This is a genomic window from Limimonas halophila (genome assembly GCF_900100655.1).
Taxonomy (GTDB): Bacteria; Pseudomonadota; Alphaproteobacteria; order Kiloniellales; family Rhodovibrionaceae; genus Limimonas; species Limimonas halophila.
In genome coordinates this window covers 2,501-26,581 of the sequence record NZ_FNCE01000012.1, presented here as the reverse complement: position 1 = coordinate 26,581, position 24,081 = coordinate 2,501, and the positions used below count along the sequence as shown (strand labels likewise).

At 71.2% G+C, this 24,081-nt stretch carries 16 protein-coding genes, 2 tRNA genes and 2 rRNA genes; 16 read left to right on the top strand and 4 right to left on the bottom strand.

The window, feature by feature from the left end; genetic code table 11:
* Position 1 precedes the first annotated feature (1 nt).
* The 16 genes from murD to BLQ43_RS12450 all read left to right on the top strand — a co-directional run bounded on the left by murD (position 2) and on the right by BLQ43_RS12450 (position 20,269).
* Complete coding sequence (gene murD / locus BLQ43_RS12525) at positions 2–1,456, top strand: UDP-N-acetylmuramoyl-L-alanine--D-glutamate ligase (RefSeq protein ID WP_090021501.1); 1,455 nt, start codon at positions 2–4, stop codon at positions 1,454–1,456.
* Positions 1,453–2,574: an FtsW/RodA/SpoVE family cell cycle protein gene (locus BLQ43_RS12520; RefSeq protein ID WP_090021499.1), complete on the top strand. Its 1,122-nt coding sequence runs from the start codon at positions 1,453–1,455 to the stop codon at positions 2,572–2,574. The genes murD and BLQ43_RS12520 overlap by 4 nt, the downstream gene beginning before the upstream one ends.
* Positions 2,571–3,728 carry an undecaprenyldiphospho-muramoylpentapeptide beta-N-acetylglucosaminyltransferase gene (murG, locus tag BLQ43_RS12515; protein ID WP_090021496.1) on the top strand — a complete coding sequence of 386 codons (1,158 nt, stop codon included), beginning with the start codon at positions 2,571–2,573 and terminating at the stop codon, positions 3,726–3,728. Before BLQ43_RS12520 ends, murG begins: the two co-directional genes overlap by 4 nt.
* A complete protein-coding gene (gene murC, locus BLQ43_RS12510; protein WP_090021494.1) occupies positions 3,725–5,161 on the top strand; it encodes a UDP-N-acetylmuramate--L-alanine ligase in 1,437 nt (478 codons plus the stop codon). Before murG ends, murC begins: the two co-directional genes overlap by 4 nt.
* Positions 5,158–6,102 carry a UDP-N-acetylmuramate dehydrogenase gene (gene murB, locus BLQ43_RS12505; RefSeq protein ID WP_090021491.1) on the top strand — a complete coding sequence of 315 codons (945 nt, stop codon included), beginning with the start codon at positions 5,158–5,160 and terminating at the stop codon, positions 6,100–6,102. The genes murC and murB overlap by 4 nt, the downstream gene beginning before the upstream one ends.
* On the top strand, positions 6,099–7,016 hold the full coding sequence (locus BLQ43_RS12500; RefSeq protein WP_090021488.1) for a D-alanine--D-alanine ligase: 918 nt from the start codon (positions 6,099–6,101) through the stop codon (positions 7,014–7,016). Before murB ends, BLQ43_RS12500 begins: the two co-directional genes overlap by 4 nt.
* Positions 7,004–7,834 carry a cell division protein FtsQ/DivIB gene (locus BLQ43_RS12495; protein WP_176758670.1) on the top strand — a complete coding sequence of 277 codons (831 nt, stop codon included), beginning with the start codon at positions 7,004–7,006 and terminating at the stop codon, positions 7,832–7,834. Before BLQ43_RS12500 ends, BLQ43_RS12495 begins: the two co-directional genes overlap by 13 nt.
* Before the next feature lie 13 nt (positions 7,835–7,847).
* Positions 7,848–9,113, top strand: a complete 1,266-nt coding sequence (ftsA, locus tag BLQ43_RS12490) for a cell division protein FtsA (RefSeq protein ID WP_090021482.1) — start codon at positions 7,848–7,850, stop codon at positions 9,111–9,113.
* Between the two features lie 46 nt (positions 9,114–9,159).
* Positions 9,160–10,797, top strand: coding sequence for a cell division protein FtsZ (ftsZ, locus tag BLQ43_RS12485; RefSeq protein ID WP_090021479.1), 1,638 nt, complete (start codon positions 9,160–9,162; stop codon positions 10,795–10,797).
* A gap of 292 nt (positions 10,798–11,089) precedes the next feature.
* Positions 11,090–11,962: an outer membrane protein assembly factor BamD gene (locus tag BLQ43_RS12480; protein ID WP_245659580.1), complete on the top strand. Its 873-nt coding sequence runs from the start codon at positions 11,090–11,092 to the stop codon at positions 11,960–11,962.
* 124 nt (positions 11,963–12,086) lie between these two features.
* Complete coding sequence (gene recN / locus BLQ43_RS12475; RefSeq protein WP_090021473.1) at positions 12,087–13,772, top strand: DNA repair protein RecN; 1,686 nt, start codon at positions 12,087–12,089, stop codon at positions 13,770–13,772.
* Positions 13,769–15,922, top strand: coding sequence for an NAD-dependent DNA ligase LigA (gene ligA, locus BLQ43_RS12470; RefSeq protein WP_090021471.1), 2,154 nt, complete (start codon positions 13,769–13,771; stop codon positions 15,920–15,922). Before recN ends, ligA begins: the two co-directional genes overlap by 4 nt.
* Positions 15,923–16,078: 156 nt before the next feature.
* Positions 16,079–16,456 (top strand): photoactive yellow protein, encoded by a 378-nt coding sequence (gene pyp, locus BLQ43_RS12465; RefSeq protein ID WP_090021468.1) that lies wholly within the window; start codon positions 16,079–16,081, stop codon positions 16,454–16,456.
* A gap of 64 nt (positions 16,457–16,520) precedes the next feature.
* A complete protein-coding gene (locus tag BLQ43_RS12460) occupies positions 16,521–17,777 on the top strand; it encodes an AMP-binding protein (RefSeq protein ID WP_176758669.1) in 1,257 nt (418 codons plus the stop codon).
* A complete protein-coding gene (locus BLQ43_RS12455; protein WP_090021463.1) occupies positions 17,774–19,333 on the top strand; it encodes an HAL/PAL/TAL family ammonia-lyase in 1,560 nt (519 codons plus the stop codon). The genes BLQ43_RS12460 and BLQ43_RS12455 overlap by 4 nt, the downstream gene beginning before the upstream one ends.
* 66 nt (positions 19,334–19,399) lie before the next feature.
* Positions 19,400–20,269, top strand: a complete 870-nt coding sequence (locus BLQ43_RS12450) for a sterol desaturase family protein (protein ID WP_090021460.1) — start codon at positions 19,400–19,402, stop codon at positions 20,267–20,269.
* A gap of 169 nt (positions 20,270–20,438) precedes the next feature.
* Here BLQ43_RS12450 and BLQ43_RS12445 read toward each other — a convergent pair.
* From BLQ43_RS12445 to BLQ43_RS12430, 4 genes are all read right to left on the bottom strand, one after another.
* Positions 20,439–20,515 (bottom strand) — tRNA-Met (locus BLQ43_RS12445).
* Between the two features lie 63 nt (positions 20,516–20,578).
* Positions 20,579–20,694 (bottom strand): 5S ribosomal RNA (gene rrf / locus BLQ43_RS12440).
* A 127-nt stretch (positions 20,695–20,821) separates the two neighbouring features.
* Positions 20,822–23,569 (bottom strand): 23S ribosomal RNA (locus BLQ43_RS12435).
* Positions 23,570–23,862: 293 nt separating this feature from the next.
* Positions 23,863–23,938 (bottom strand) — tRNA-Ala (locus tag BLQ43_RS12430).
* Positions 23,939–24,081 lie beyond the last annotated feature (143 nt).

Below are 24,081 nucleotides of genomic sequence, written 5' to 3'. Positions count from 1 at the left end.
GATGATTCCGCTCGCCTTCGCGGCGGACAGGCTGGTCGCGGTTTTCGGCCTCGGCACCTCGGGGCTGGCGGCGGCGCGCGCGCTGCACGAAAGCGGCGCGCGCGTGCTGGCCTGGGACGACGATTCCTCCCGCCGCGAGGCCGCGCAGGCGCAGGGCGTCCCGCTGACCCACCCGGACGAGCCGGCCTGGGGCGCGGCCGCATTCCTCGTGCTCTCGCCCGGCATCCCCGACCGCCATCCCGAGTCGCACCCCGTGGCGGCGCGGGCGCGGGCGAACGACGTGCCCATCGTCAGCGACGTCGAGCTGTTGGCGCGCGCGCAGGCGGACGCGCGCTTCGTCGGCGTCACGGGCACCAACGGCAAGTCCACCACCACCGCGCTCATCGGCCACATCCTCGACGAGGCTGGTGCGGCGCCGCAGGTGGGCGGCAACCTGGGCCGCCCGGCGCTCGCCTTCGAGCCCGCCGCGCCGAACCAGCCCTATGTGCTGGAGATGTCCAGCTACCAACTGGAGCGCACGGCCTCGGCGACCTTCGACGTCGCCGTGCTGCTCAACATCTCGCCCGACCACCTCGACCGCCACGGCGGCATGGACGGCTACGTCGCCGCCAAGCGCCGCATCTTCGAGGGGCAGCGCGCCGCCCACACCGCCGTCGTGGGCGTGGACGACGCGCGCACGCGCGAGATCGCGCGGGCGCTCCGCGCCGCCGACGGGCCGACGATCGTGCCCGTCTCGGCCAGCGAGCCGGTTCCCGGCGGCGTCTCGGCGGCCGGCGGCGTGCTCATCGACGATCTGGACGGCGAGCGCGCCGAGGCCGTGGACCTGCGCACCTGCGCCACGCTGCCCGGCGCACACAACTGGCAGAACGCGGCCGCGGCCTACGCCGCCTGCCGGCGGCTGGGCGTGGCGCGCGAGACGATCGCGGCGGCGTTGAACAGCTATCCCGGGCTGGCGCACCGCCAGGAGGTGGTTGCGGTCATCGACGGCGTCGCCTTCGTCAACGATTCCAAGGCCACGAACGCCGACGCGGCGGCGCGCGCCCTGGCCTCCTACCCGGCGATCTACTGGATCGTGGGCGGGCGCGCGAAGGACGGCGGCCTGACCGGCACCGAGGCCCACTGGGGCAAGGTGTGCCGTGCCTACACCATCGGCGAAGCCGCCGACAGCTTCCGCGCCACGCTCGCGGACACCGTCCCCACGGTCGCTGCCGACACGCTCGACATCGCCGTGCACCAGGCCGCAGAAGCCGCCAGGGCCGACGGCGTGCCGGGCGCGGTGGTGCTGCTCTCGCCCGCCTGCGCCTCCTTCGACCAGTACGCGGACTTCGCGGGGCGCGGCGACCATTTCCGCGCGCTGGTGGCGGACCTGCCGGGCACGCGCGAGCGCCTGACGCCGGCCCATCTGGGCGCGGACACGGACGCGAACACGGCGGCGGACGCGGGAGGTGCACCGTGACGGCGCTGACCCGCACCGACACCCGCCCCCTCAGCCAGTGGTGGTGGAGCGTCGACCGGTGGCTGGTGATCGCCCTGGCGGCGATCGTCACGCTGGGCGCCATCCTGATCCTGGCGGCGGCGCCGCCGGCCGCGGAGCGCATGGGCCTGGGCAGCTTCCAGCTGGTCCAGCGCCAGTTCGCCTACCTGGGGCTGGCGGTGAGCGTGCTCTTCGCGGTCTCGCTGCTCTCCCCCGTGGGCGTGCGGCGGCTGGGGCTGCTGGGCCTCGCGGGCGCGCTGGCGCTGCTGGCGCTGACGCCGCTGGTGGGGGTGGAAATCAACGGCGCGCAGCGCTGGCTGCACCTGGGCGGGCTGTCCATCCAGCCCTCGGAGCTTGTGAAGCCCGTCCTGGCCGTCACCGTGGCCTGGATGCTGACGCTGCCGCGCCGGGGCGAGCCCGTGCCCGGCGACGCCATCGCGCTGGCGCTCGTGGGGCTGACCTGCGCCCTGCTGCTCAGCCAGCCCGACCTGGGGCAGACGCTGCTGGTGGTGGCGACGCTGGGCGTGCAGCTCTTCGTCGCCGGGTTGTCCTGGCTTTGGGTGGCCGCGCTCGGCGCGACGGTTGTGGGCGGCCTCGTGATCGCCTACCTGAGCCTGCCCTACGTGGCCGAGCGCATCGACGCCTTCCTCGCGCCCGGGCCCGCGTCCTACCAGGTCGAGCGCGCGCTCACCGCCTTCGAGCGCGGCGGCCTGCTCGGGACAGGCCCCGGCGAGGGCACGGTCAAGGCGAGCCTGCCGGACGCGCACGCGGACTTCATCCTGGCCGTCGCCGGGGAGGAGCTGGGCGGCCTGGCGGCCGCCGCGATCGTGGGGCTGTTCGCCTTCGTCGTGCTGCGCGGCTTCGTGCGGCTGCTGCACGACGACAACCTCTTCGTGGTGCTGGCGGGAACCGGGCTGCTGGCCTCGTTCGGCATCCAGGCGGCGATCAACATGGGCTCCACGCTGCACCTCATCCCCACCAAGGGCATGACCCTGCCGCTCGTCAGCTACGGCGGCTCCTCGCTCATGGGCGTGGCCCTGGCGATGGGGATGCTGGTGGCGCTCACCCGCCGCAGCCGCAACCCGGAGGGCGAGGCATGAGCGCGCAGCGGGGCAAGCTCATCGTGCTGGCGGCCGGCGGCACCGGCGGGCACCTCTTCCCGGCGCAGGCGCTGGCCCACGAGCTGCTGGAGCGCGGCGACCGCCCCGTGCTGGTGACGGATACCCGCGGCGGCGGCTTCGGGCCGGAGCTGGCGGCGCAGGTGCCCACCCACCGCGTCGCCGCCGCCGGGATCATCCGCCGCGATCCGCTCCACAAGGCCATGGCCGCCGCCAAGCTCGCCTGGGGCTACCTCCAGGCGCGCCGTATCGTGCGCCGGCTGCAGCCCGACGCCGTCGTGGGCTTCGGCAGCTACGCCGCGCTGCCCACGGTGCTGGCGAGCGCCCACGCGGGAACGCGCGTCATCCTGCACGAGCAAAACGCCGTCGCCGGGCGGGCCAACCGCCTGCTGGCGCGCCGGACCGACGCCATCGCCACCGCCTTCCCCGAGGTGCGCGGGCTGCGCGCCGCCGACCGCGCCAAGACGGTGATGACGGGAAACCCCGTGCGCGCGGCCATCGCCGCCATCGGCTCGAAGCCCTACGCCGTGCCCAACCACGACGGGCCGCTGCGCCTGCTCGTCACCGGCGGCAGCCAGGGCGCGCGCGCCTTCAACGAGGTCGTGCCGGCGGCCGTGGCGCGGCTGCCGGAGAGTGTGCGCTCGCGCCTTCAGATCGCGCAGCAGGTGCGCAGCGGCGACAGCGACGAGGTTCGCGCCCGCTACGACGGCGCGGGCGTGGGCAAGCTGGAGCTGCGCACCTTCTTCGACGACATGCCGGCGCGCCTGCAGACGGCGCACCTCGTCATCGCACGCTCGGGCGCCTCGACGGTCACGGAACTGGCCGCCGCCGGCCGTCCGGCGATCCTGGTGCCCTATCCCTTCGCCGCCGACGACCACCAGACCGCCAACGCCGAGGCCATGGTCGCCGCCGGGGCGGCGTGGCTGCTGCCGCAGGCGACGCTGAGCGAGGATGTGCTGGCGGAGCGCCTGGGCGCGCTCTTCGCCGCGCCCGACCAACTCGTCCACGCCGCTGGGCACGCGCGCGCATTCGGGCAGCCGGACTCGGCGAAGAAGCTGGCGGACCTCGTCACGCAAACCGCGCCCGACGGCACGGGCGCCCACCCCGGCACTCCGGACAGGGAGGCCGCGGCATGAAACACCTGCCCCTCGACATCGGGCTGATCCACTTCGTCGGCATCGGCGGCATCGGCATGTCCGGGATCGCCGAGATCCTGCACAACCTGGGCTACCGCGTGCAGGGGAGCGACCTCTCGGAAAGCGCCGGCGTGCGCCGCCTGCGCGCGCTCGGCATCCCCGTCAGCGTCGGCCACGCCGCCGAAAACCTCGCGGACGCCGAGGTCGTGGTCGTCTCCGCCGCCGTGAAGTCCGACAACCCCGAGGTCGCGGCCGCGCGCGAGCGCCGGCTGCCCGTGGTGCGCCGCGCGGAGATGCTGGGCGAGCTGATGCGCCTGAAGGGCGCCGTCGCGGTCGGCGGCACGCACGGCAAGACGACCACCACCTCAATGGTGGCGGCGCTGATGGACGCGGCGGGCCTCGACCCGACGGTCATCAACGGCGGCATCATCAACGCCTACGGCACCAACGCCCGCCTGGGCGACGGCGACTGGATGGTGGTGGAGGCCGACGAGAGCGACGGCTCCTTCACCAAGCTGCCCGCCACGGTCGCGGTGGTGACCAACATCGACCCGGAGCACCTCGACCACTTCGGCTCGGAAGCGGCGCTGCACCGCGCCTTCGAGCAGTTCGTCGAGAACATCCCCTTCTACGGCTTCGCCGTGCTGTGCGTGGACCACCCGCAGGTGCAGACGCTCGTGGGCCGCGTGCGCGACCGCCGCGTGGTGACCTACGGCTTCGGCACGCAGGCGGACGTGCGGGCGGAAAACCTATCGCAGGGGTCGGACGGGGCGAGCTTCACCGTGGTCTTCAGCGAGCGCACCGAGATCGGCCCGGCGCGCGTGGACGACGTGCGCCTGCCCATGCTCGGCCGGCACAACGTCTCCAACGCCCTGGCGGCGATCACCGTGGCGACGGAGCTGGGCCTGGACGCAGAGACGCTGCGCCGCGCCTTCTCCGGCTTTTCCGGGGTGAAGCGGCGCTTCACCACCACCGGCGTCGTGGACGGCGTCACCGTGATCGACGACTACGGCCACCACCCCGTGGAGATCGCCTCGGTGCTCAGCGCCGCGCGCAACGCGGGCTCGGGGCGCGTGCTGGCGGTGGTGCAGCCGCACCGCTACACGCGCCTGAGCAACCTCTTCAACGACTTCTGCACCTGCTTCAACGACGCCGACACCGTGGTCGTGGCGCCGGTCTACCCGGCGGGCGAGGACCCTCTCCCCGGCGTCACGCACACCGCCCTCGCCGCCGGGCTGCGCGAACACGGCCACCGGCGCGTGCTGACCATCAACGACCCCGAGGAGCTGGCGCGGCTGGTGGACGCCGAAACGGCGGCCGGCGACACCGTCGTCTGCCTGGGCGCCGGCAGCATCACGCAATGGGCGCAGGCCCTGCCCTACGAGCTGGAGCGCCTGCACACCAATGGCCGCGCCGCGGGAGGTGGGTCATGACCGCCGCGCCCGCGCGCCCCAACCACCTGATCGACCGCCTGCCGGCCGTGCGCGGGCGTCTGTCGCCCGACGCGCCGCTGGCGCACACCACCTGGTTCCGCGTGGGCGGCCCCGCGGAGGTTTTGTTCCGGCCCGCGGACCGGGACGACCTGGCGCATTTCCTGCGCGCGACCCCCGAGGACGTCCCCGTCACGGTGCTGGGCGTGGGTTCCAACGCGCTCATCCGCGACGGGGGCGTGCGCGGGGTGGTCGTCCGCCTCAAGCGGGGTTTCGCGGAGGTCGAGCCGACCCCGGACACGGCGACGCTGACCGCCGGGGCCGGGGCGCTGGACCGCACCGTCGCCGTGCGCGCGCGCAAGGCCGGGATCGCGGGGCTGGAATTCTACGCCGGGGTGCCGGGCACGATCGGCGGCGCGCTGCGCATGAACGCGGGCGCCTACGGCCGCGAGACGAAGGACGTGCTCACCTGGGCCGAGGGGATCCACCGCGAGACGGGCGAGCTGCACACCTTCGCGCCCGAGGCGATGGACCTGCGCTACCGCCATTGCGGCCTGGACACCGGGTGGATCTTCCTGCGCGCGGGCTTCCAGGGCCACCGCGACGACCCCGAGGCCATCGCCGCGCGCATGGCGGAGATCGACAGGGCGCGCGACGACAGCCAACCCGTGCGCACGCGCACCAGCGGCTCCACCTTCAAGAACCCCAAGGGCGCGAAGGCGTGGGAGCTGATCGACCGCGCCGGCTGCCGGGGGCTGCGTGTGGGCGGCGCGCAGGTGTCCGAGAAGCACACCAACTTCCTCATCAACACGGGCGGCGCCACGGCGGCGGACCTGGAAACCCTGGGCGAGACCGTGCGCCGGCGCGTCTTCGAGACCACGGGCGTCGCGCTCGACTGGGAAATCCGGCGCATCGGCGAGCCGGCCGAAGGAGGGACGGCATGACGGAGGTGGCGGTCCTCTACGGCGGCGCCTCGGCGGAGCGCGAGGTCTCGCTCAAGTCCGGCGAGGCGTGCGCGGCGGCGCTCTACGAGCGCGGCTACAGCGTGCGCCTGATCGACGTGAAGCGCGACGTGGGCGTGCTGGTGAAGGAGCTGACGCCGCCGCCGGACATCGTCTTCAACGCCCTGCACGGCCGCTACGGCGAGGACGGCACCGTCCAGGGCGTGCTGGAGCTGATGGGGCTGACCTACACCCACTCGGGCGTGCTCGCCTCGGCGCTGGCGATGGACAAGGCGATGGCCAAGCGCGTCTTCGCCCGCGCCGGCCTGCCCGTCGTCGAGGGCACGGCCATCAGCCGCGAGGCCCTGATCGCGGAGGAGCCGCTGCCCCGGCCCTACGTCATCAAGCCGGTCGCCGAAGGTTCCTCGGTGGGCGTGCAGATCGTGCAGGACGGCGACCCGCCCGTGCCGGCGGCGGACGCGGACTGGCCCTACGGCGACACCGTGATCGCCGAGCGCTTCGTGCCGGGGCGCGAGCTGACGGTCTCCGTCATGGGCGAGCGCGCGCTGGGCGTCACCGAGCTGCGGCCCAAGGACGGCTTCTACGACTACCGCAACAAGTACACCGGCGGCGCCACGGAGCACCTGCTGCCCGCGCCCGTGCCGCAAAGCGTCCACGACGATGCGCTGACGCTGGCCGCCCGCGCGCACGAGGTTCTGGGCTGCCGCGGCGTGACGCGCGCCGACTTCCGCTACGACGACACCCGCGGCGAGCCCGGCGAACTCTACCTGCTGGAGGTCAACACCCAGCCCGGCATGACCGAGCTGTCGCTGGTGCCCGAGCAGGCCGAGCACCTGGGCATCTCCTTCGGCGACCTCGTCGAATGGATCGTGGAGGACGCCGCATGCGCCGCCTGATCCGCCCCGCGTCCAGCCGCCGCCCGGCCGAGCGCGCCGCGCGCCGACGCACGGTGCTGCGCGGCGTGATCGCGGTCGCGGCGCTGGCCGTGCTCGCGGCCGGAACCTGGGCGGTGCGCGCGGGCCTGCCGGGCATGGTGCTGGAGCGCGCGCGGGCCGGCGTGCTGGCGGCAACGGCGGACGCGGGACTGGCGGTCGCGTCGGTCACGGTGACGGGGCGCCAGCGCACCGAGGATCCGGCGATCCTGGACGCGCTCGGCGTCGACCAGGGCACACCCATGCTGGCGATCGACCCGGCCACGGCGCGCACGCGGCTGCGGAACCTGCCGTGGGTGGCGCGGGCGCGCGTGGAGCGCCGCTTCCCCGGCAAGCTCCTGGTGCGCCTGCACGAGCGCGAGCCCATGGCGGTGCACACCCGCGGCGAGGCCGCACGGCTGATCGACTGGCGCGGCAAGCCCATCCGGGGCGTCGACCCGGCCGGCTTCCCCGAGTTGCTGCGCGTGACCGGCGCGGGGGCGCCAGCCCACGCGCGCGATCTGCTGCGCGCGCTCCAGGCGCAACCGGTCCTGGCGGAGCGCGTGGCGCGCGCCCGCTGGGTCGCGGGCCGGCGCTGGGAGGTGCGCCTGCACAACGGCGTGCGCGTGGCGCTGCCGGCGGACGGCGCGGCGGACGCCTGGACGCGGCTGGCGCGGCTGGAACGCGAGAAGCGGGTGCTGCAACGGGACATCAAGCGGATCGACCTGCGCCCCGCGCAGCGCATCGTGCTGGAGCGCGGGACGCCCGGGGACGCATCCGGCGAACGGCGACGGAACGGCTGACGACGAGGGGGCCATGAGGGGCGTGCTTGCAGGCAGCAAAGCGGACGTGATCGCCGCGCTCGACGTCGGCACGAGCAAGGTGTGCTGCGCCATCGCCCAGCCGGACGGCGCGGGCGGCGCCAATCTGCTCGGCATCGCCGAGACCGCCAGCCGGGGCATCCGGGCGGGCAACGTGGTGGACATGAGTGCCGCCGAGATGGCCGTGCGCAGCGCCGTCGACGGCGCCGAGCGCATGGCCGGCGTCACCCTGGACCGCGTGGTGGTCAGCCTCTCCGGCGGCACGCCGCAGTCCACGCCGGTCGCGGTGGAGGTGCCGGTGACGGGCCGCACGGTGACCGACGCTGACCTGCGCCGCGCGGCGAGCAGCCATTCCATCGGCGACCGCCTCACCCCGGAGCACGAGGCGGGGCGCGAGATCGTCCAGACCATCGCCACCGGCTACGCCATCGACGGCTGCCGCGGCATCCGCGATCCGCGCGGCATGCACGGCACCGAGCTGGGCATGACGATGCACGTCGTCACCGCCGCCTCGGGGCCGCTGCGCAACCTGCGCCAGTGCGTGGAACGCTGCCACCTGGACGTCGAGGCGGTCGTGGTCGCGCCCTACGCCGCCGGGCTGGGCACGCTCGTCGACGACGAGGCGGAGCTGGGCGCGACCGTGATCGACATGGGCGGCGGCACGACCTCGATCTCGGTGTTCAGCGAGGGCGAGGCCGTCTTTGCCGACGTCATCCCGCTGGGCGGGCAGCACGTCACCAACGACATCGCGCGCGGCCTGGCGACCTCGCGCGCCAATGCCGAGCGCATGAAGACGCTCTACGGGGACGCGACCACGGGCGCGCGCGACACGCGCGAGATCCTGGAAGTCCCCCAGGTGGGCGAGGAACACGACGGCGCGGCGCAGCGCATCCCGCGCTCGCTGCTAACCGGCATCATCCAGCCGCGCCTGGAGGAAACCTTCGAGCTGGTGCGCGAGCGCCTGGAGAGCCACGGCGTCGACCGCGTCGCCGGCAGGCGCGCCGTGATCACGGGCGGCGCCAGCCAGATGCCCGGCACGCGCGACCTCGCGGCCATGGTGCTGGGAAAGCAGGTGCGCGTGGGCGGCCCGGTGGACGTGGCCGGGCTCGCCAGCACGACGAACGGGCCCGGCTACGCCGTGAGCGCCGGGATGCTGAGCTACGCGCTGGCCGCCGACACCGCCGGCCTGCCGCGCGGTGACTTGCGGGCCCCGGGCGGCGTCCTGGGCCGGCTGGGCACGTGGCTGCGCGAACATCTTTGACCGAACTGCGGGACAACAACCGCTGAGAAGCCCAACGGAGGCGGACATGACCCTGAACCTGCACGCGCCGGAGACCGAGGAGCAGCTCAAGCCGCGCATCACCGTCATGGGTGTGGGCGGCGCCGGCGGCAACGCCGTCAACAACATGATCACCGAGAACCTCGAGGGCGTGGACTTCATCGTCACCAACACCGACGCCCAGGCCCTGACGCAGTCCGAGTGCGGCAACCGCCTGCAGCTCGGGCGCAACCTGACGCGCGGGCTGGGCGGCGGCTCGCGCCCCGACGTCGGGCGCGCGGCGGCCGAGGAGGCGATCGACGAGATCGCCGACGCCACGGCCGACTGCGACATGCTCTTCATCGCCGCCGGCATGGGCGGCGCGACCGGCACGGGCGCGGCCCCGGTGATCGCGCGCACCGCCCGCGAGAAGGGCATCCTGACCGTCGCCGTGGTGACCAAGCCCTTCCAGTTCGAGGGCGTTCACCGCGCCCGCATCGCCGAGCAGGGCCTCACCGAGCTGGAGAAGGAGGTCGACACCCTCATCATCATCCCGAACCAGAACCTCTTCCGCCTGGCGAACGAGAAGACGACCTTCGCCGACGCCTTCAAGATGGCGGACGAGGTGCTCTACTCGGGCGTGCGCGGGGTGACCGACCTCGTCGTCAAGCCGGGCCTCATCAACCTGGACTTCGCCGACATCCGCTCGGTGATGACCGAGATGGGCAAGGCCATGATGGGCACCGGCGAGGCCGGCGGCGAGAACCGCGCCATCTCCGCGGCCGAGGCGGCGATCTCCAACCCGCTGCTGGACGACGTCTCGATGCGCGGGGCGCGCGGCGTGCTCATCAACATCACCGGCGGCGACGACCTGACGCTGTTCGAGGTGGACGAGGCCGCCAACCGCATCCGCGACGAGGTGGACCCCGACGCCAACATCATCTTCGGCTCCACCTTCGATCCCTCGGTCGAGGGCACGATGCGCATCTCGGTGGTCGCCACCGGCATCAACCAGGACGAGGACGAGCAGGGCAACGAGGTCACGGTCGACGTCGCCAGCGGCCAGCGCCGGGGCGGCGGTCAGCCCGCCGGCGGGGGCGAGCCGCGCGAGCGCGCCCAGGCCCAGCCCCAGCCCCGCACGGAACCCCGCACCGAGCCGCGCCGCGAGGCGGTGCAGCCGGAGCCGGCCCAGCGCGAGCCGGAGCCCGAGCCGGTCCAGGCGCGCGAGCCCCGCACCCCGGTCGAGGCCGAGGACCGCGAGGAGGCTTTCATCGCCCCCGCCCCGCAGGAACCGCGTGCCGGAACGCGGGACGAGGGCCCGGGCGTGGCCGGGGGCCGTCGCCGCGACCCCTTCCAGGCGGCCGCGCCGGCCGGCGAGACGCCGGCACCGGAGAGCGGGGAACGCGAGCACGAGCGCGTCGGCCGCGGCCGGGCCGGCAACCTCTTCGACCGCCTAACCGGCGCGGCGCGGATGTTCGGCGACCGCGACAAGAACCGGGACCCGCGCCCGGAACAGCCCACCCGCGCGCGGGTCGCAGAGCCCACGCTCGGCGGCGCGCGCCAGGGCGGTGAGGCCGACGCTGCGGACGCCAGGGCCCCCCGGCGCAGCGAGGCCGCCACGGATCAGCGCTCCAGCGAGGAGGATCAACTCGACATCCCGGCCTTCCTGCGGCGGCAGGCCAACTGATCGTTTGACGGGCATCGCCCGTGCCCACGCACGGGCGCTTGCGGGCGCCGGTCCGCCACCCGGCGGGACGGCGCGACGACGGCGCGTATGCAGTTCGGGCCTGCGGGCCGGCTCCGGCCGGCCCGCCTTTTTCGTCCGGGCGCGCGCTCGCGACGGCGGTTGCGGCACGCCCGGGTTGGCACTACGCTCCCCGCCGTTCGGGGGTGCCCGATCAGACGGTGAACCGGCGGCTGCTGGTGCCACACGCCAGCCCAAGCAACGGCACCACCCCAAACGCGACGACACCCCAAGCGTGACGACACACGGCGAGGCGGTTTCGATCATGGCGAACGCCCCGACCCGCGGCGGCGGCATCCGGCGCCTGGGAGGACTCGGCGTCGTGCTAGCGGCGCTCGCCCTTTCCGGCTGCGCCAGCGACGACGATCCCAACGAGTACGAGCCGGGGTCGGTGGGCGAGTTGTACAACTCGGCCATGAACCTCATGGACGAGGAACGGTACAAAAAGGCCGCCAAGACCTTCGACGAGGTCGAGCGCCAGCACCCGTATTCCGTCTGGGCGTCCAAGGCGCAGCTGATGTCCGCCTACGCCCACTACCTGAACAACAGCTACACCGAGGCGATCAACGCGCTCGACCGCTTCATCGAGCTGCACCCGGGCAACCGGGACATCGCCTACGCCTATTATCTGAAAGCGCTGAGCTACTACGAGCGCATCCGCGACGTGCGCCGCGACCAGTCCATGACCAGCCAGGCGCGCGACGCGCTGCAGCAGGTCATCCGCCGCTTCCCGGACAGCAAGTACGCCCGCGACGCCGAGCTGAAGATGGACCTCGTGGAGGACCATCTGGCCGGCAAGGAGATGACCGTCGGGCGCTACTACTTGAACAAGGGCCACTATCTGGCCGCCATCAACCGCTTCCGCGCGGTGGTGAAGGACTACCAGACCACCAGCCACGTGCCCGAGGCGCTGCACCGCCTGACCGAAGCCTACCTGGCGCTGGGCATGAAGGACGAGGCGCAGAAGACGGCCTCGGTGCTCGGCCACAACTTCCCCACCAGTGAGTGGTACGTGGACAGCTACGAGCTGCTGACCGGCAAGGACCTGGCGCCCGAGCGCGCCGATGACGACAGCTGGATCGGCAAGGTGTGGCACTCGGTGATCTGATGCGGGGCGGCAGCCGGCCACCCGGCGGCGCCGCCGTGTTCTCGACCTGTTTCGGGTTCGGCGCAGGCATGGCAGGGTGGGCCACGGTCCGCTCTCGCCCCGTTCCAGACGCGGCCTTGGGTGCATGCTGCTCAGTCTGACCATCCGCAACGTCGTCCTGATCGAGCGCCTGCAGATCGACTTCGGCGCCGGGCTCTGTGCGCTCACCGGCGAGACGGGCGGCGGCAAGTCGATCCTGCTGGATTCGCTCGGCCTCGCGCTCGGCGCGCGCGCCGACAGCGGCCTCGTCCGCCAGGGCGCGGACAAGGCGCAGGTCACGGCACAGTTCGAGGTTCCCGACGGCCACCCCGCCCGCGCCATTCTGGAGGAGTGCGACCTCGCGGCCGCCGAGGACGAGGAGCTGGTGCTGCGGCGCAGCCTGGGCGCCAACGGGCGCGGGCGCGCCTACGTCAACGATCAGCCCGTTTCCGTGTCGGTGCTGCGGCGGCTGGGCGACGCCCTGATCGAGATCCAGGGGCAGTTCGCCCAGCGCGGCCTGATGGACAGCGGCACCCACCGCGGCCTACTGGACGCCTACGGCGGCCTGGACCCCCGCGTGCGCGAGGTGGGCGAGCTGTACCGCGCCTGGCGGGACGCCGTGGCCGCGCACGAGCGCGCGCAAACGGAGCTGGCGGACGCGCGCCAGGACGAGGAACACCTGCGCCACGCGATCGGGGAGATCGACGAGCTGGCGCCGCAGGAAGGCGAGGAAGCCGAGCTCGCCCAGCAGCGCGAGCTGATGATGAACGCCGAGCGGCTGATGGGCGCGCTCAACCAGGCGGAAAGCGAGCTGGCGGGCGGCGGCACCGGGCGCGGGGCCGAAAGCGCCCTCGCGGCCGCGCGGCGCGGGCTGGAGCGCGGGCTGGACATCGCCGGGGACGCGCTCGATCCGGCGGTGGAAGCCATCGACCGCTCGCTGGCGGAGGCCGAGGAGGCGCTGGCGCGCATCCACTCCGTCGCCCACCGCGTGGAGCTGGACAGCGGCGAGCAGGAGCGCATCGAGGAGCGCTACTTCGCGCTCAAGGAGCTGGCGCGCAAGCACGGCTGCGAGGTGGACGAGCTGCCGGCGCTGCGGGACCAGCTGGCCCAGCGGCTGGCCACCGTGGAGCACGGCGAAGCCCACGTCGCCGAGCTGGCGGAGAAGGCCGAGGCCGCGCGCACCGCATACCTGGACGCGGCGCGCGCCCTTTCCGAGGCCCGCACCGCCGCCGGGCACGCGCTGGACGCGGCCGTGAACGCCGAGCTGCCGCCGCTGCGCCTGGACAAGGCCACCTTCCGCACCCGCGTCGACGCGCAGGACGACCCCGCCCAATGGGGGCCGAGCGGGCTGGACCGCGTCGCCTTCGAGGTCGCGACGAACCCCGGTTCCGCGCCGGGCCCGCTGGGCCGCATCGCCTCGGGCGGCGAGCTGTCGCGCTTCCTGCTGGCGCTCAAGGTCGTGCTGGCCCAGGTGGCGCCCGAGCGCACCCTGGTGTTCGACGAGGTGGACAGCGGCATCGGCGGCGCCACGGCCGACGCCGTGGGCGAACGCCTCGCCCGCCTGGCGGATGGGCGCCAGATCCTGGTGGTCACACACTCGCCCCAGGTGGCGGCGCGCGCGCACAACCACTGGCGCATCGGCAAGACCGAGGCGGGCGCGACCGTGGTGACGGACGTGGACGAACTCGGCCCCGGCGAGCGCCGCGAGGAGATCGCCCGCATGCTGGCGGGCGCCAGCATCACCGACGAGGCGCGCGCAGCCGCCGACAAGCTGATGGGACCGGCCGAATGACGAGCGTGGCGCGCGCGGACATTCCCCAGGGCCACCCGGACGTGGCCGTCGATGCGCTGAGCGAGGACCAGGCGCGCGCGGAGCTTCACCGCCTGGCGCTGGAAATCCGGCGCCACGACGAGCTCTACTACCAGCAGGACGCGCCGGAGGTCTCCGACGCCGCCTACGACGCCCTGCGCGCGCGCAACGAGGCGATCGAGCGGCGCTTCCCGCACCTCGTGCGCGGCGACAGCCCCTCGCGGCGGGTAGGCGCGCCGCCGGCCGCCGGCTTCGCCAAGGTCCAGCACAGCGTGCCCATGCTGTCGCTGGACAACGCCTTCGAGGACCAGGAGATCACCGACTTCCTGGCGCGCGTGCGGCGCTTCCTGAACCTCTCGGCGGACGATCCGGTCGAGATCCTGGCGGAACCCAAGATCGACGGGCTGTCGTGCGCCCTGCACTACCACCGGGGCCGGCTGGTGCGCGCGGCCACGCGCGGCGACGGCACCGAGGGTGAGGAGATCACGCGCAACGTCCTCACCATCCCGGACGCGCTGGACCGCCTGGACGGCGAGGACTGGCCGGAAACCCTGGAGGTGCGCGGCGAGATCTACATGGACCGCGCGCAGTTTCAGGAGCTGAACGAGCAGCGCAAGGAAGCCGGACAGCAGCCCTTCGCCAACCCGCGCAACGCCGCCGCCGGCTCGGTGCGCCAGCTCGACCCGCGCGTGACCGCGCGCCGGCCGCTGCGCTTCGTCGCCTACGGCTGGGGCGAGATTTCCGCATCGCTCGGGCAGACCCAGGCCGAGGTGCGCGAGCGCTTCCAGCGCTGGGGCTTTCGGCTCAACGCGCCGGCGCGGCTGTGCGAAACCGACGCCGACCTCTTCGCCTATTACGAAGAGATGCAGGGCCAGCGCGCCGAGCTGCCCTACGAGATCGACGGGCTGGTCTACAAGGTCAACGCCATCGCGCTGCAGGAGCGGCTGGGCTACATCTCGCGCGCGCCACGCTGGGCGATCGCGCACAAGTTCCCGCCGGAGCAGGCGCAGACGCGGCTCAAGCACATCCGCATCCAGGTGGGGCGGACGGGCCAGCTCACCCCGGTCGCGGAGCTGGAGCCCATCGGCGTGGGCGGCGTCGTCGTCTCGCGCGCGACCCTGCACAATCCGGACGAGATCGAACGCAAGGACGTGCGCGAGGGCGACACCGTCATCGTCCAGCGCGCGGGCGACGTGATCCCGCAGATCATCGGCGTGGTCCACGACAAGCGCCCGGCCGACGCCGAGCCCTTCCACTTCCCCGAAACCTGCCCGTGCAAGCTGGAAACGCCGGTCGTCTATCCCGAGGGCGAGGTCATCCCGCGCTGCTCGGGCGAGCTGGCCTGCCCGTATCAGCAGGTGGAGCGCCTGAAACACTTCGTCTCGCGCACCGCCTTCGACATCGAGGGCCTGGGCACGAAGACGATCGAGGCTTTCTGGCGCGACGGCCTGCTCCAGACCCCGCCGGACATCTTTCGGCTCGGCGAGCACAAGGGCCGGGTCCTGAACCGCGAGGGCTGGGGCGATCAGTCCTGGCGCAACCTCATGGACGCCATCGAGGCGCGGCGCGAGATTTCTCTCGACCGCTTCATCTTCGCGCTCGGCATCCGCGAGGTGGGGGAGACGACGGCCCGCCTGCTGGCGCGCACCTACGGCGACCTGCAAAGCTGGAAGAACGCCATGCTCACGGCCGCGCGCGAGCGCGCGGCGGCGCCCGACGAGCACAAAAAGGCGGAGCGTGTCGGCCCGACCTACGCCGAGCTGTGCGGGATCAACAACATCGGCATGAAGGTGGCCGACGCCATCTGCGGCTTCTTCCAGGAAGACCACAACCGCCAAGTCCTGGCCGACCTGGAGCGCGAGGTCACGGTCACGCCGGTCGAGCAGGCCGCGGCGGCCTCACCCATTTCGGGCGCCACGATCGTCTTCACCGGCAGCATGGCGCGCATGTCGCGCGACGAGGCCAAGAACCGCGCCGAACAGCTGGGCGCCAAGGTCACAAGCTCCGTCTCCCGCAAGACGGACTATCTGGTGGCGGGCGCCGATCCCGGCTCCAAGGCCCGCAAGGCGCGCGAACTGGGCGTCACCGTGCTGGACGAGGACGGGTGGCTGGACCTGATCGGGCGCGCCTGATGGACCCCCGCGCCGAATTTTCGCCCTTCAAAACCCTGCTACTCCAAACCAGTTCTTAACGGTGTGGTGCGTAGACATGCCCGCAGTGGGCGAATCGCCTGGATTCGTCTCAATGCCACCCGAAACCGAAGCCCACGCGAGCGCGAGGAGGAAACGATGGAGACGGTACGCTTCGGCTCCGACGACATCGAGAACCAGCTTCAGCAGATGAGCGACAAGGACCTGGACCAGATCGCCTTCGGGGCCATCCAGGTCGACGGCAACGGCAAAATTCTGCAGTACAACGCCGCCGAGGGCGACATCACCGGCCGCGACCCCGGTCAGGTCGTGGGCAAGAACTTCTTCAAGGACGTCGCCCCCTGCACCGACACCGACGAGTTCTATGGGCGCTTCAAGGAAGGCGTTCAGAGCGGCAATCTGAACACGATGTTCGAGTACACCTTCGACTACAAGATGACTCCGACGAAGGTGAAGGTGCATATGAAGAAGGCGCTGGCGGGCGACAGCTACTGGATCTTCGTCAAGCGCGTGTAACGGCCTGGCCGGCACCATGACCGAGGCTGGCGCATCTCCCCGGGGGCGGGCGCAAACCGCAACCGTGTGGTGGGACCGCCCCACGGCGGCGGCCGTGCTGCGCGACCTGCTTGCGGAAACCTGGCAGCGCCTGCGCCCGGGTACCACGCCGCCGGACGCCTTTCGCACAGAGGCAACGCCGCCCGCGCCGGCGGCGGTGGCCGACGTGCGCCTGGACGACGGAGGCCTGGGCGCCGACTCCCTGGAACGGCTGCAGCTCGCCACCGCCGCGGCGACCTTTTTCCGGCTCTACGAGACCGGGATCGAAGACGCGCTGCTGATGAAGCGCACGCTCGGCGGCTGGCTCGATCTGATCGAAGAGTCGCTCGGCGAATACGACGCCAGCGTGGGCTTCACCACGGGCGGCACCACGGGCGAGCCCAAGGTGGTCGAGCACCGCCTCGACGACCTGTGGCGCGAGGTGCGAGCGCTGGCCGCGCTGTGCCGCGACCGCCAGCGCGTCGTCGCGCTGGTGCCGCGCCACCACATCTACGGCTTCATTTGGACCGTGCTGCTGCCGCGCGCGCTGGACGTGCCGGTCGTGGACCTGCGCGGCGGCACGCCCGCCGGGCTCGGCCGCAAGCTCGCGGGCGGCGACCTCGTGGTCGCCATCCCCGACATCTGGCGCCTGGTGGCCGAGACGGGCGCGCGCTGGCCCGCCAACGTTGACGGCGTCACCGCGACCGCGCCCTGCCCGGCCGCGACCGCCCGCGCGGCGGCGCAACGCGCGGTGCGGCGTCTGTTCGAAATTTACGGCTCGACGGAAACCGGCGGCATCGGCTGGCGCGCCGACCCGGCCGAGCCTTATGCGCTGCTGGACCACTGGCGCGCCGACAGCAGCGGCGAGACGCTCACGGCCGAACGCGCCGACGGCAACGAGCTTAGGGTGGCGGCGCCCGACACGCTGCAATGGCGCGATGCCGGCCACTTCACCGTGGGCCGCCGGCGCGACGGGCTGGTCCAGGTCGCCGGCACGAACGTGGACCCGGAGCGCGTGCGCGCCGTGCTGGCCGATCATCCCGAAGTGGCTGAAGCCGCCGTGCGCCCGATGAACGCGGACGAGGGCGACCGCCTGAAGGCCTTCGTCGTGCCGCACCGGATGCCCGACGCGCCGCACGCCCTGGGCGAACGCGTCGCCGCGCACGCGGCCGAGCGCCTGACGGGCGTGGAGCAGCCGCGCGCCATCCGCGTCGGCCGGCGCATCCCGCGCACCGGCATGGGCAAGCTGGCCGACTGGCCGACCCACGATTCCCACACCGAGCCCGCGGACGACGCATCGTGAGCAGCCAGCCGATCGTGGACCTGGGTGGGGCGGTCGACCCCGCGGCAATGGCAGCGGTCGCGCGCGGCCACGCGTGCGCCCATCTGGGTGACGCGGCGCGCGCCCACATGCGCCGCAGCGAGGCGGCGCTGGACGAGCACCTGGCGGACGGCCGGCGCATCTACGGCGTCACCACGGGCTACGGCCCCCTCGCCGGCTACCGCATCGCCCCGGAGAACAGCGAACGGCTCCAACGCGGGCTTATCGACCATCTGGCCAGCGGCGTCGGCCCGCCGCTGCCGCGCGAGGCGGTGCGCGCGATGATCGCCGCGCGGGTGAGTTCGCTCGCGCGCGGCTGGTCCGGCGTGCGGCCCGGCGTGGCGGACCATCTCGTCGCCATGCTCAACGCCGACATCGTTCCCGAGGTGCCCGAGGCGGGCACGGTCGGCGCCAGCGGCGACCTGACGCCCCTGGCTCACACGGCGCTGGCGGCCATCGGGGAGGGCCGCGTGCTGGGCGGCGAGCCGGCGGCCGAGGCGCTGGCGCGCGCCCGCCTGGAACCGCTTCAGCTTGAGCGCAAGGACGGGCTGGCGCTCGTCAACGGCACCGCCGCGATGACGGGCATCGCCGCGCTCAACGGCGCGGACATGGCGAACGCCGTCGAGGCGGCGATGCGCCTGGCGGTGATCTACGCGGAGGTGCTCGGCGGGCGGCGCGACGCCTTCGACCAACGCTTTGGCGCCGCGCGGCCGCACGACGGCCAGCGGCGGGCGCTGGAGCGGCTGAATGCGCTCATGGCCGGGAGCGAGCGCCTGCACCCGGCCGAGCCCGTGCCGCCGCATCTGGACGACATCGCGCCCGAGGAAACGGCCCACCAGGACGCCTACACCATCCGCTGCGCGCCCCAGGAGTTCGGCGCCGCCCTGGATGCGCTGGCGCACCACGACGGCCTCGTCACCAGCGAGCTGCAAAGCGCCACGGACAACCCGCTCATCGACCCCGATACGGGCGATGTGCTGCACGGCGGCAACTTCTATGGCCAGCACGTGGCCTATGCGAGCGACATGCTGGGGAGCGTCGCCGTCAAGCTGGCCGCGCACGCCGAACGCGCGCTGGCGCGCCTGACGGACACGACGCGCAACGGCGACCTGCCACCCTTCCTCGCCGGCGGCGACCCCGGCCTCAACAGCGGCTTCATGGGCGCGCAGGTGAGTGCGACCGCGCTGGTCGCCGAGATGCGGACGAAGGCCACACCGGCGGCGATCCAGACCATCCCCACCAACGGCGACAACCAGGACGTGGTGACGATGGGCACGATCGCCGCCCGCAACGCCCGCGATCAGGTGAACCGGCTGTGGCGGGTGCTCGCCATCCACGCGCTGGCGCTGACGCAGGCGGTGGAGCTGCGCGGCGGTCTTCGGGGCGACGGCGGGTTCTCGCCCGCGTCCCGCGCCCTCGCCGGGGCCGTGCGCGCGCGCAGCGGCTTTCTGTGCGACGATCGGCCCCTTTCGCCCGAGATCGCGGATGTGGCGGACTGGCTGGCGGCTGGAGGTGCCTCGCGCTCGACCGGCGGATGACGGCGCCCCGGACCGCTCTAGATAGACGGGCAACACGTTTCGCCGCGGCAGTCGAGGAAACCCGGAATGCGCGACATCCTTCTGGCCAATGAGCCGACGATCCGCCTGGGGGTGTTCCTGGGCATCCTCGTCGCGATGGCCGCTTGGGAAGTGGCTGCACCACGCCGGCGGCGCGAAATTCCGCGTCTGGTCCGCTGGACCAACAACTTCGGCGTCGTGGTGGTCGACACCATCCTGGTGCGCCTGACCTTTCCGCTTGTCGCGGTGACGCTCGCGGTCTTCGCGGGCGAGCACAGCTGGGGGCTGTTCAACGCCGTCGACGTGCCCTACTGGCTGGCCTTCGTGGTGGCGGTGCTGGCGCTCGATCTGGCGATCTACCTGCAGCACGTGATGTTCCATGCCGTGCCCGCGCTGTGGCGGCTGCACCGCATGCATCACGCCGATCTAGAGTTCGACGTTTCCACCGGGTTGCGGTTTCACCCCGTAGAGATCCTGCTCTCCATGGGGCTCAAGCTGGCCGTGGTGGCGGCGCTGGGTCCGCCCGCCACGGCCGTGCTCGTCTTCGAGGTGCTGCTCAACGCGACCTCGATGTTCAACCACGCCAACATCCGTCTCCCGACCGGCGTGGACCGCATCCTTCGGCTGCTGGTCGTGACGCCGGACATGCACCGCGTGCACCACTCCATCCATCCGAGTGAGACGAACTCCAACTTCGGCTTCAATCTGCCATGGTGGGACCGGCTGCTCGGGACCTATCGTGCCCAGCCGCGCGACGGCCACGAGGGCATGACGATCGGCATTGAGCAGTTCCGCACGCGTGGGGATTTGTGGTTGCCGCGGATGTTGATGCAGCCCGTTCGCGGGCCGGCCAGCGGGTATTCGATCAACCGGGAGCGGGCTCGTTCCCGAACGACCGCCACTGACACCGGGGAGTAGGCGACCCCGTACGACGGCCGACGACCGATTTTTCGGCTCATCCGCGGCGGGCCACTCGCCAGCACATCGGAAGCAAACAAAAACCCCTGGGCCAATACAAGCCCAGGGCTTCATCTCGCAGCCCAAACGCACCAAGCCCTTAGCCAGGGGGCTAAGGGCTTGGTGGCGATGGTTGCGGGGGTGGGATTTGAACCCACGACCTTCAGGTTATGAGCCTGACGAGCTACCTGGCTGCTCCACCCCGCGGCAGGGATGGTGGGGTGGATCGGGACGGAGGTGGATATGGCGGGCGTGGCGTGCGCTTACAAGACCTGGCGGCGACCTACTCTCCCACGTCCTTGCAACGCAGTACCATTGGCGCAGGCGGGTTTCACGGCCGAGTTCGGGATGGTGTCGGGTGGTTCACCGCCGCTATGGCCGCCAGGTCGTGCAAGCGCACGCGCCGCCCGTTGGGGCGCGCGGTGTGGTGATGAGGGTGTGAGGCGATGTGTCGAGGGGTGGGGTTTGCCGCTGTGCGCGGCGTGTCTCAGGCAGGTAGCCTGAGGCGATAGGCGGATCAAGCCGATCGAGCGATTAGGACCGGTTGGCTTCACACATTGCTGCGCTTCCACCTCCGGCCTATCGACGTGGTGGTCTACCACGGCTCTTCTGGCGAGACCTGGTTTTGAGGAGAGTTTCCCGCTTAGATGCATTCAGCGGTTATCTCGTCCGCAGGTAGCTACCCGGCTATGCCGCTGGCGCGACAACCGGTCCACCAGAGCTGCGTCCATCCCGGTCCTCTCGTACTAGGGACAGGTCCTCTCAAGTCTCGAACACCCGCGGCAGATAGGGACCGAACTGTCTCACGACGTTCTAAACCCAGCTCACGTACCGCTTTAATCGGCGAACAGCCGAACCCTTGGGACCCGCTTCAGCCCCAGGATGCGATGAGCCGACATCGAGGTGCCAAACCTCCCCGTCGATGTGGACTCTTGGGGGAGATAAGCCTGTTATCCCCGGGGTACCTTTTATCCGTTGAGCGATGGCCCTTCCACGCGGGACCACCGGATCACTATGACCGACTTTCGTCTCTGCTCGGCCCGTCGGCCTCGCAGTCAGGCGGGCTTATGCCATTGCACGCACCAGCTGATTTCCGACCAGCCTGAGCCCACCTTCGCGCGCCTCCGTTACCGTTTGGGAGGCGACCGCCCCAGTCAAACTACCCGCCATGCAGTGTCCCGGACCCGGCTCACGGGCCTCGGTTAGGCACTAGAACCGACAAGGGTGGTATTTCAAGGTCGGCTCCACGAACGCTGGCGCGTCCGTTTCCAAGCCTCCCACCTATCCTACACATGCCGGCTCTAGTGCCACTGCAAAGCTGTAGTAAAGGTCCACGGGGTCTTTCCGTCTGACCGCGGGTACTCCGCATCTTCACGGAGAATTCAATTTCGCTGAGTCGGCGCTGGAGACAGTGGGGCAGTCGTTACGCCATTCGTGCAGGTCGGAACTTACCCGACAAGGAATTTCGCTACCTTAGGACCGTTATAGTTACGGCCGCCGTTTACCGGGGCTTCGGTTCGGGGCTTGCACCCCTCCCCTTAACCTTCCGGCACCGGGCAGGCGTCAGACCCTATACGTCGCCTTGCGGCTTCGCAGAGTCCTGTGTTTTTAGTAAACAGTCGCCGCCCCCTGGTCTGTGCCCCCGACCGCCGGTTGCCCGACAGCCGGGCTCCCTTCTCGCGAACTTACGGGAGCAATTTGCCGAATTCCTTCAGCGCCGTTCTCTCAAGCGCCTCGGTATACTCAACCAGCCCACCAGTGTCGGTTTCGGGTACGGTCTGTGTGTGGGGGCTATTTCCAGGAACCCTCCAGCCGCCGGGACAATCCGGTAAGCCCCGACGACACTTCGGATTCGTCACCACCCACAGGCCCAGGACTATTAACCTGGTTCCCATCGGCTACGGCTTTCGCCCTCGCCTTAGGGGCCGGCTCACCCTGCGCGGATTAGCCTTGCGCAGGAACCCTTGGGCTTTCGGCGAAGGTGTTTCTCACACCTTTTAACGCTACTCATGTCAGCATTCGCACTTCCGATACCTCCAGGGCCCCTCACGGGTGCCCCTTCGCAGGCCTACGGAACGCTCCGCTACCACGCACATTGTGCGTCCGTGGCTTCGGTGGACAGCTTGAGCCCCGTTACATATTTCGGCGCAGGACAGCTTATTTAGGCCAGTGAGCTGTTACGCTTTCTTTAAAGGATGGCTGCTTCTAAGCCAACCTCCTGGCTGTCTTGGCCGTCCCACATCCTTTCCCACTTAGCTGCCACTTTGGGACCTTAGCCGACGGTCTGGGCTGTTTCCCTCTCGTCCACGGACCTTAGCACCCATGGACTGTCTGCCGCGCTGCACTCGCCGGTATTCGCAGTTTGGTTAGGTTTGGTACCCCTCGCGGGGCCCTAGCCCATCCAGTGCTCTACCCCCGGCGGTGACCACGCGACGCCCTACCAAAATAGGTTTCGCGGAGAACCAGCTATCTCCGGGTTTGATTGGCCTTTCACCCCTAACCACAGATCATCCGCCGATTTTGCAACATCGGTCGGTTCGGCCCTCCAGTGGGTGTCACCCCACCTTCAGCCTGTCCATGGCTAGATCACCCGGTTTCGGGTCTGGTGCCGCGAACTCGACGCCCTGTTAAGACTCGCTTTCGCTTCGCCTCCACCTAACGGCTTAAGCTTGCTCGCGACACCAACTCGCTGACCCATTATGCAAGAGGTACGCAGTCACACCACCGCAGTGGTGCTCCCACTGATTGTAGGCACCCGGTTTCAGGTTCTGTTTCACTCCCCTCGTCGGGGTGCTTTTCACCTTTCCCTCACGGTACTGGTTCGCTATCGGTCACCGAGGAGTACTTAGGCTTGGAGGGTGGTCCCCCCATCTTCAGACAGGATACTCCGTGTCCCGCCCTACTCACGGACCGCGACCGACCTACCCGTACGGGCCTATCACCCTCTTTGGGGCGCCTTTCCAGACGCTTCCGGTTCGCCGTATCGCGGCCACTGGCCTGGTCCCCTTTCGCTCGCCACTACTCAGGGAGTCTCGGTTGATTTCCTTTCCTCCGGGTACTTAGATGTTTCAGTTCCCCGGGTTCGCGCCGCCGTGCCTATGGGTTCAGCACGGGGCGACCCTATACGGGCCGGGTTTCCCCATTCGGACATCCACGGATCACAGCTTGCTCGCAGCTCCCCGTGGCTTTTCGCAGCGTGCCACGTCCTTCATCGCCTCTCGGTGCCAAGGCATCCACCAGGTGCCCTTGAGACGCTTGATCCGCCCACCGCGCACAGGGGTAAACCCCATCCTCGCGACAGGCGCCTCTCAGCCTCATCACCGCACACGCTTTCCTCGCTGCCTGCCGGATCCATACAGCCCGGCCGCACGCGCGAAAGCCGTGCGCGCTCTTCGTCCCGATCCACGATGTCCAAGATCACCCGGCACCATCTGTGCCGGACGCCACGCCAGCGAGCCCACAGCCCGCGGCATGTTCTCTCTATCGCAACGCGCCGAGCTCACCCAGCCGCCGTCTGGTGGAGGCGGCCGGACTCGAACCCCTGCCGGCCGCCGTGGTGGAGGCGGCCGGACTCGAACCGACGACCCCCTGCGTGCAAGGCAGGTGCTCTCCCAGCTGAGCTACGCCCCCAAACACCAGCGTGTTTGATCGCGTCTGTTCGCACCTCTGAGCGGCCAACCGAACCAGGGCCCGATGGTCACCGAGGTGACGGCACCAAGTTCAGCCGCCCGATGCGAGCGTGGCCGGCTGCGATGTTCGCCGCTTGACCCCCG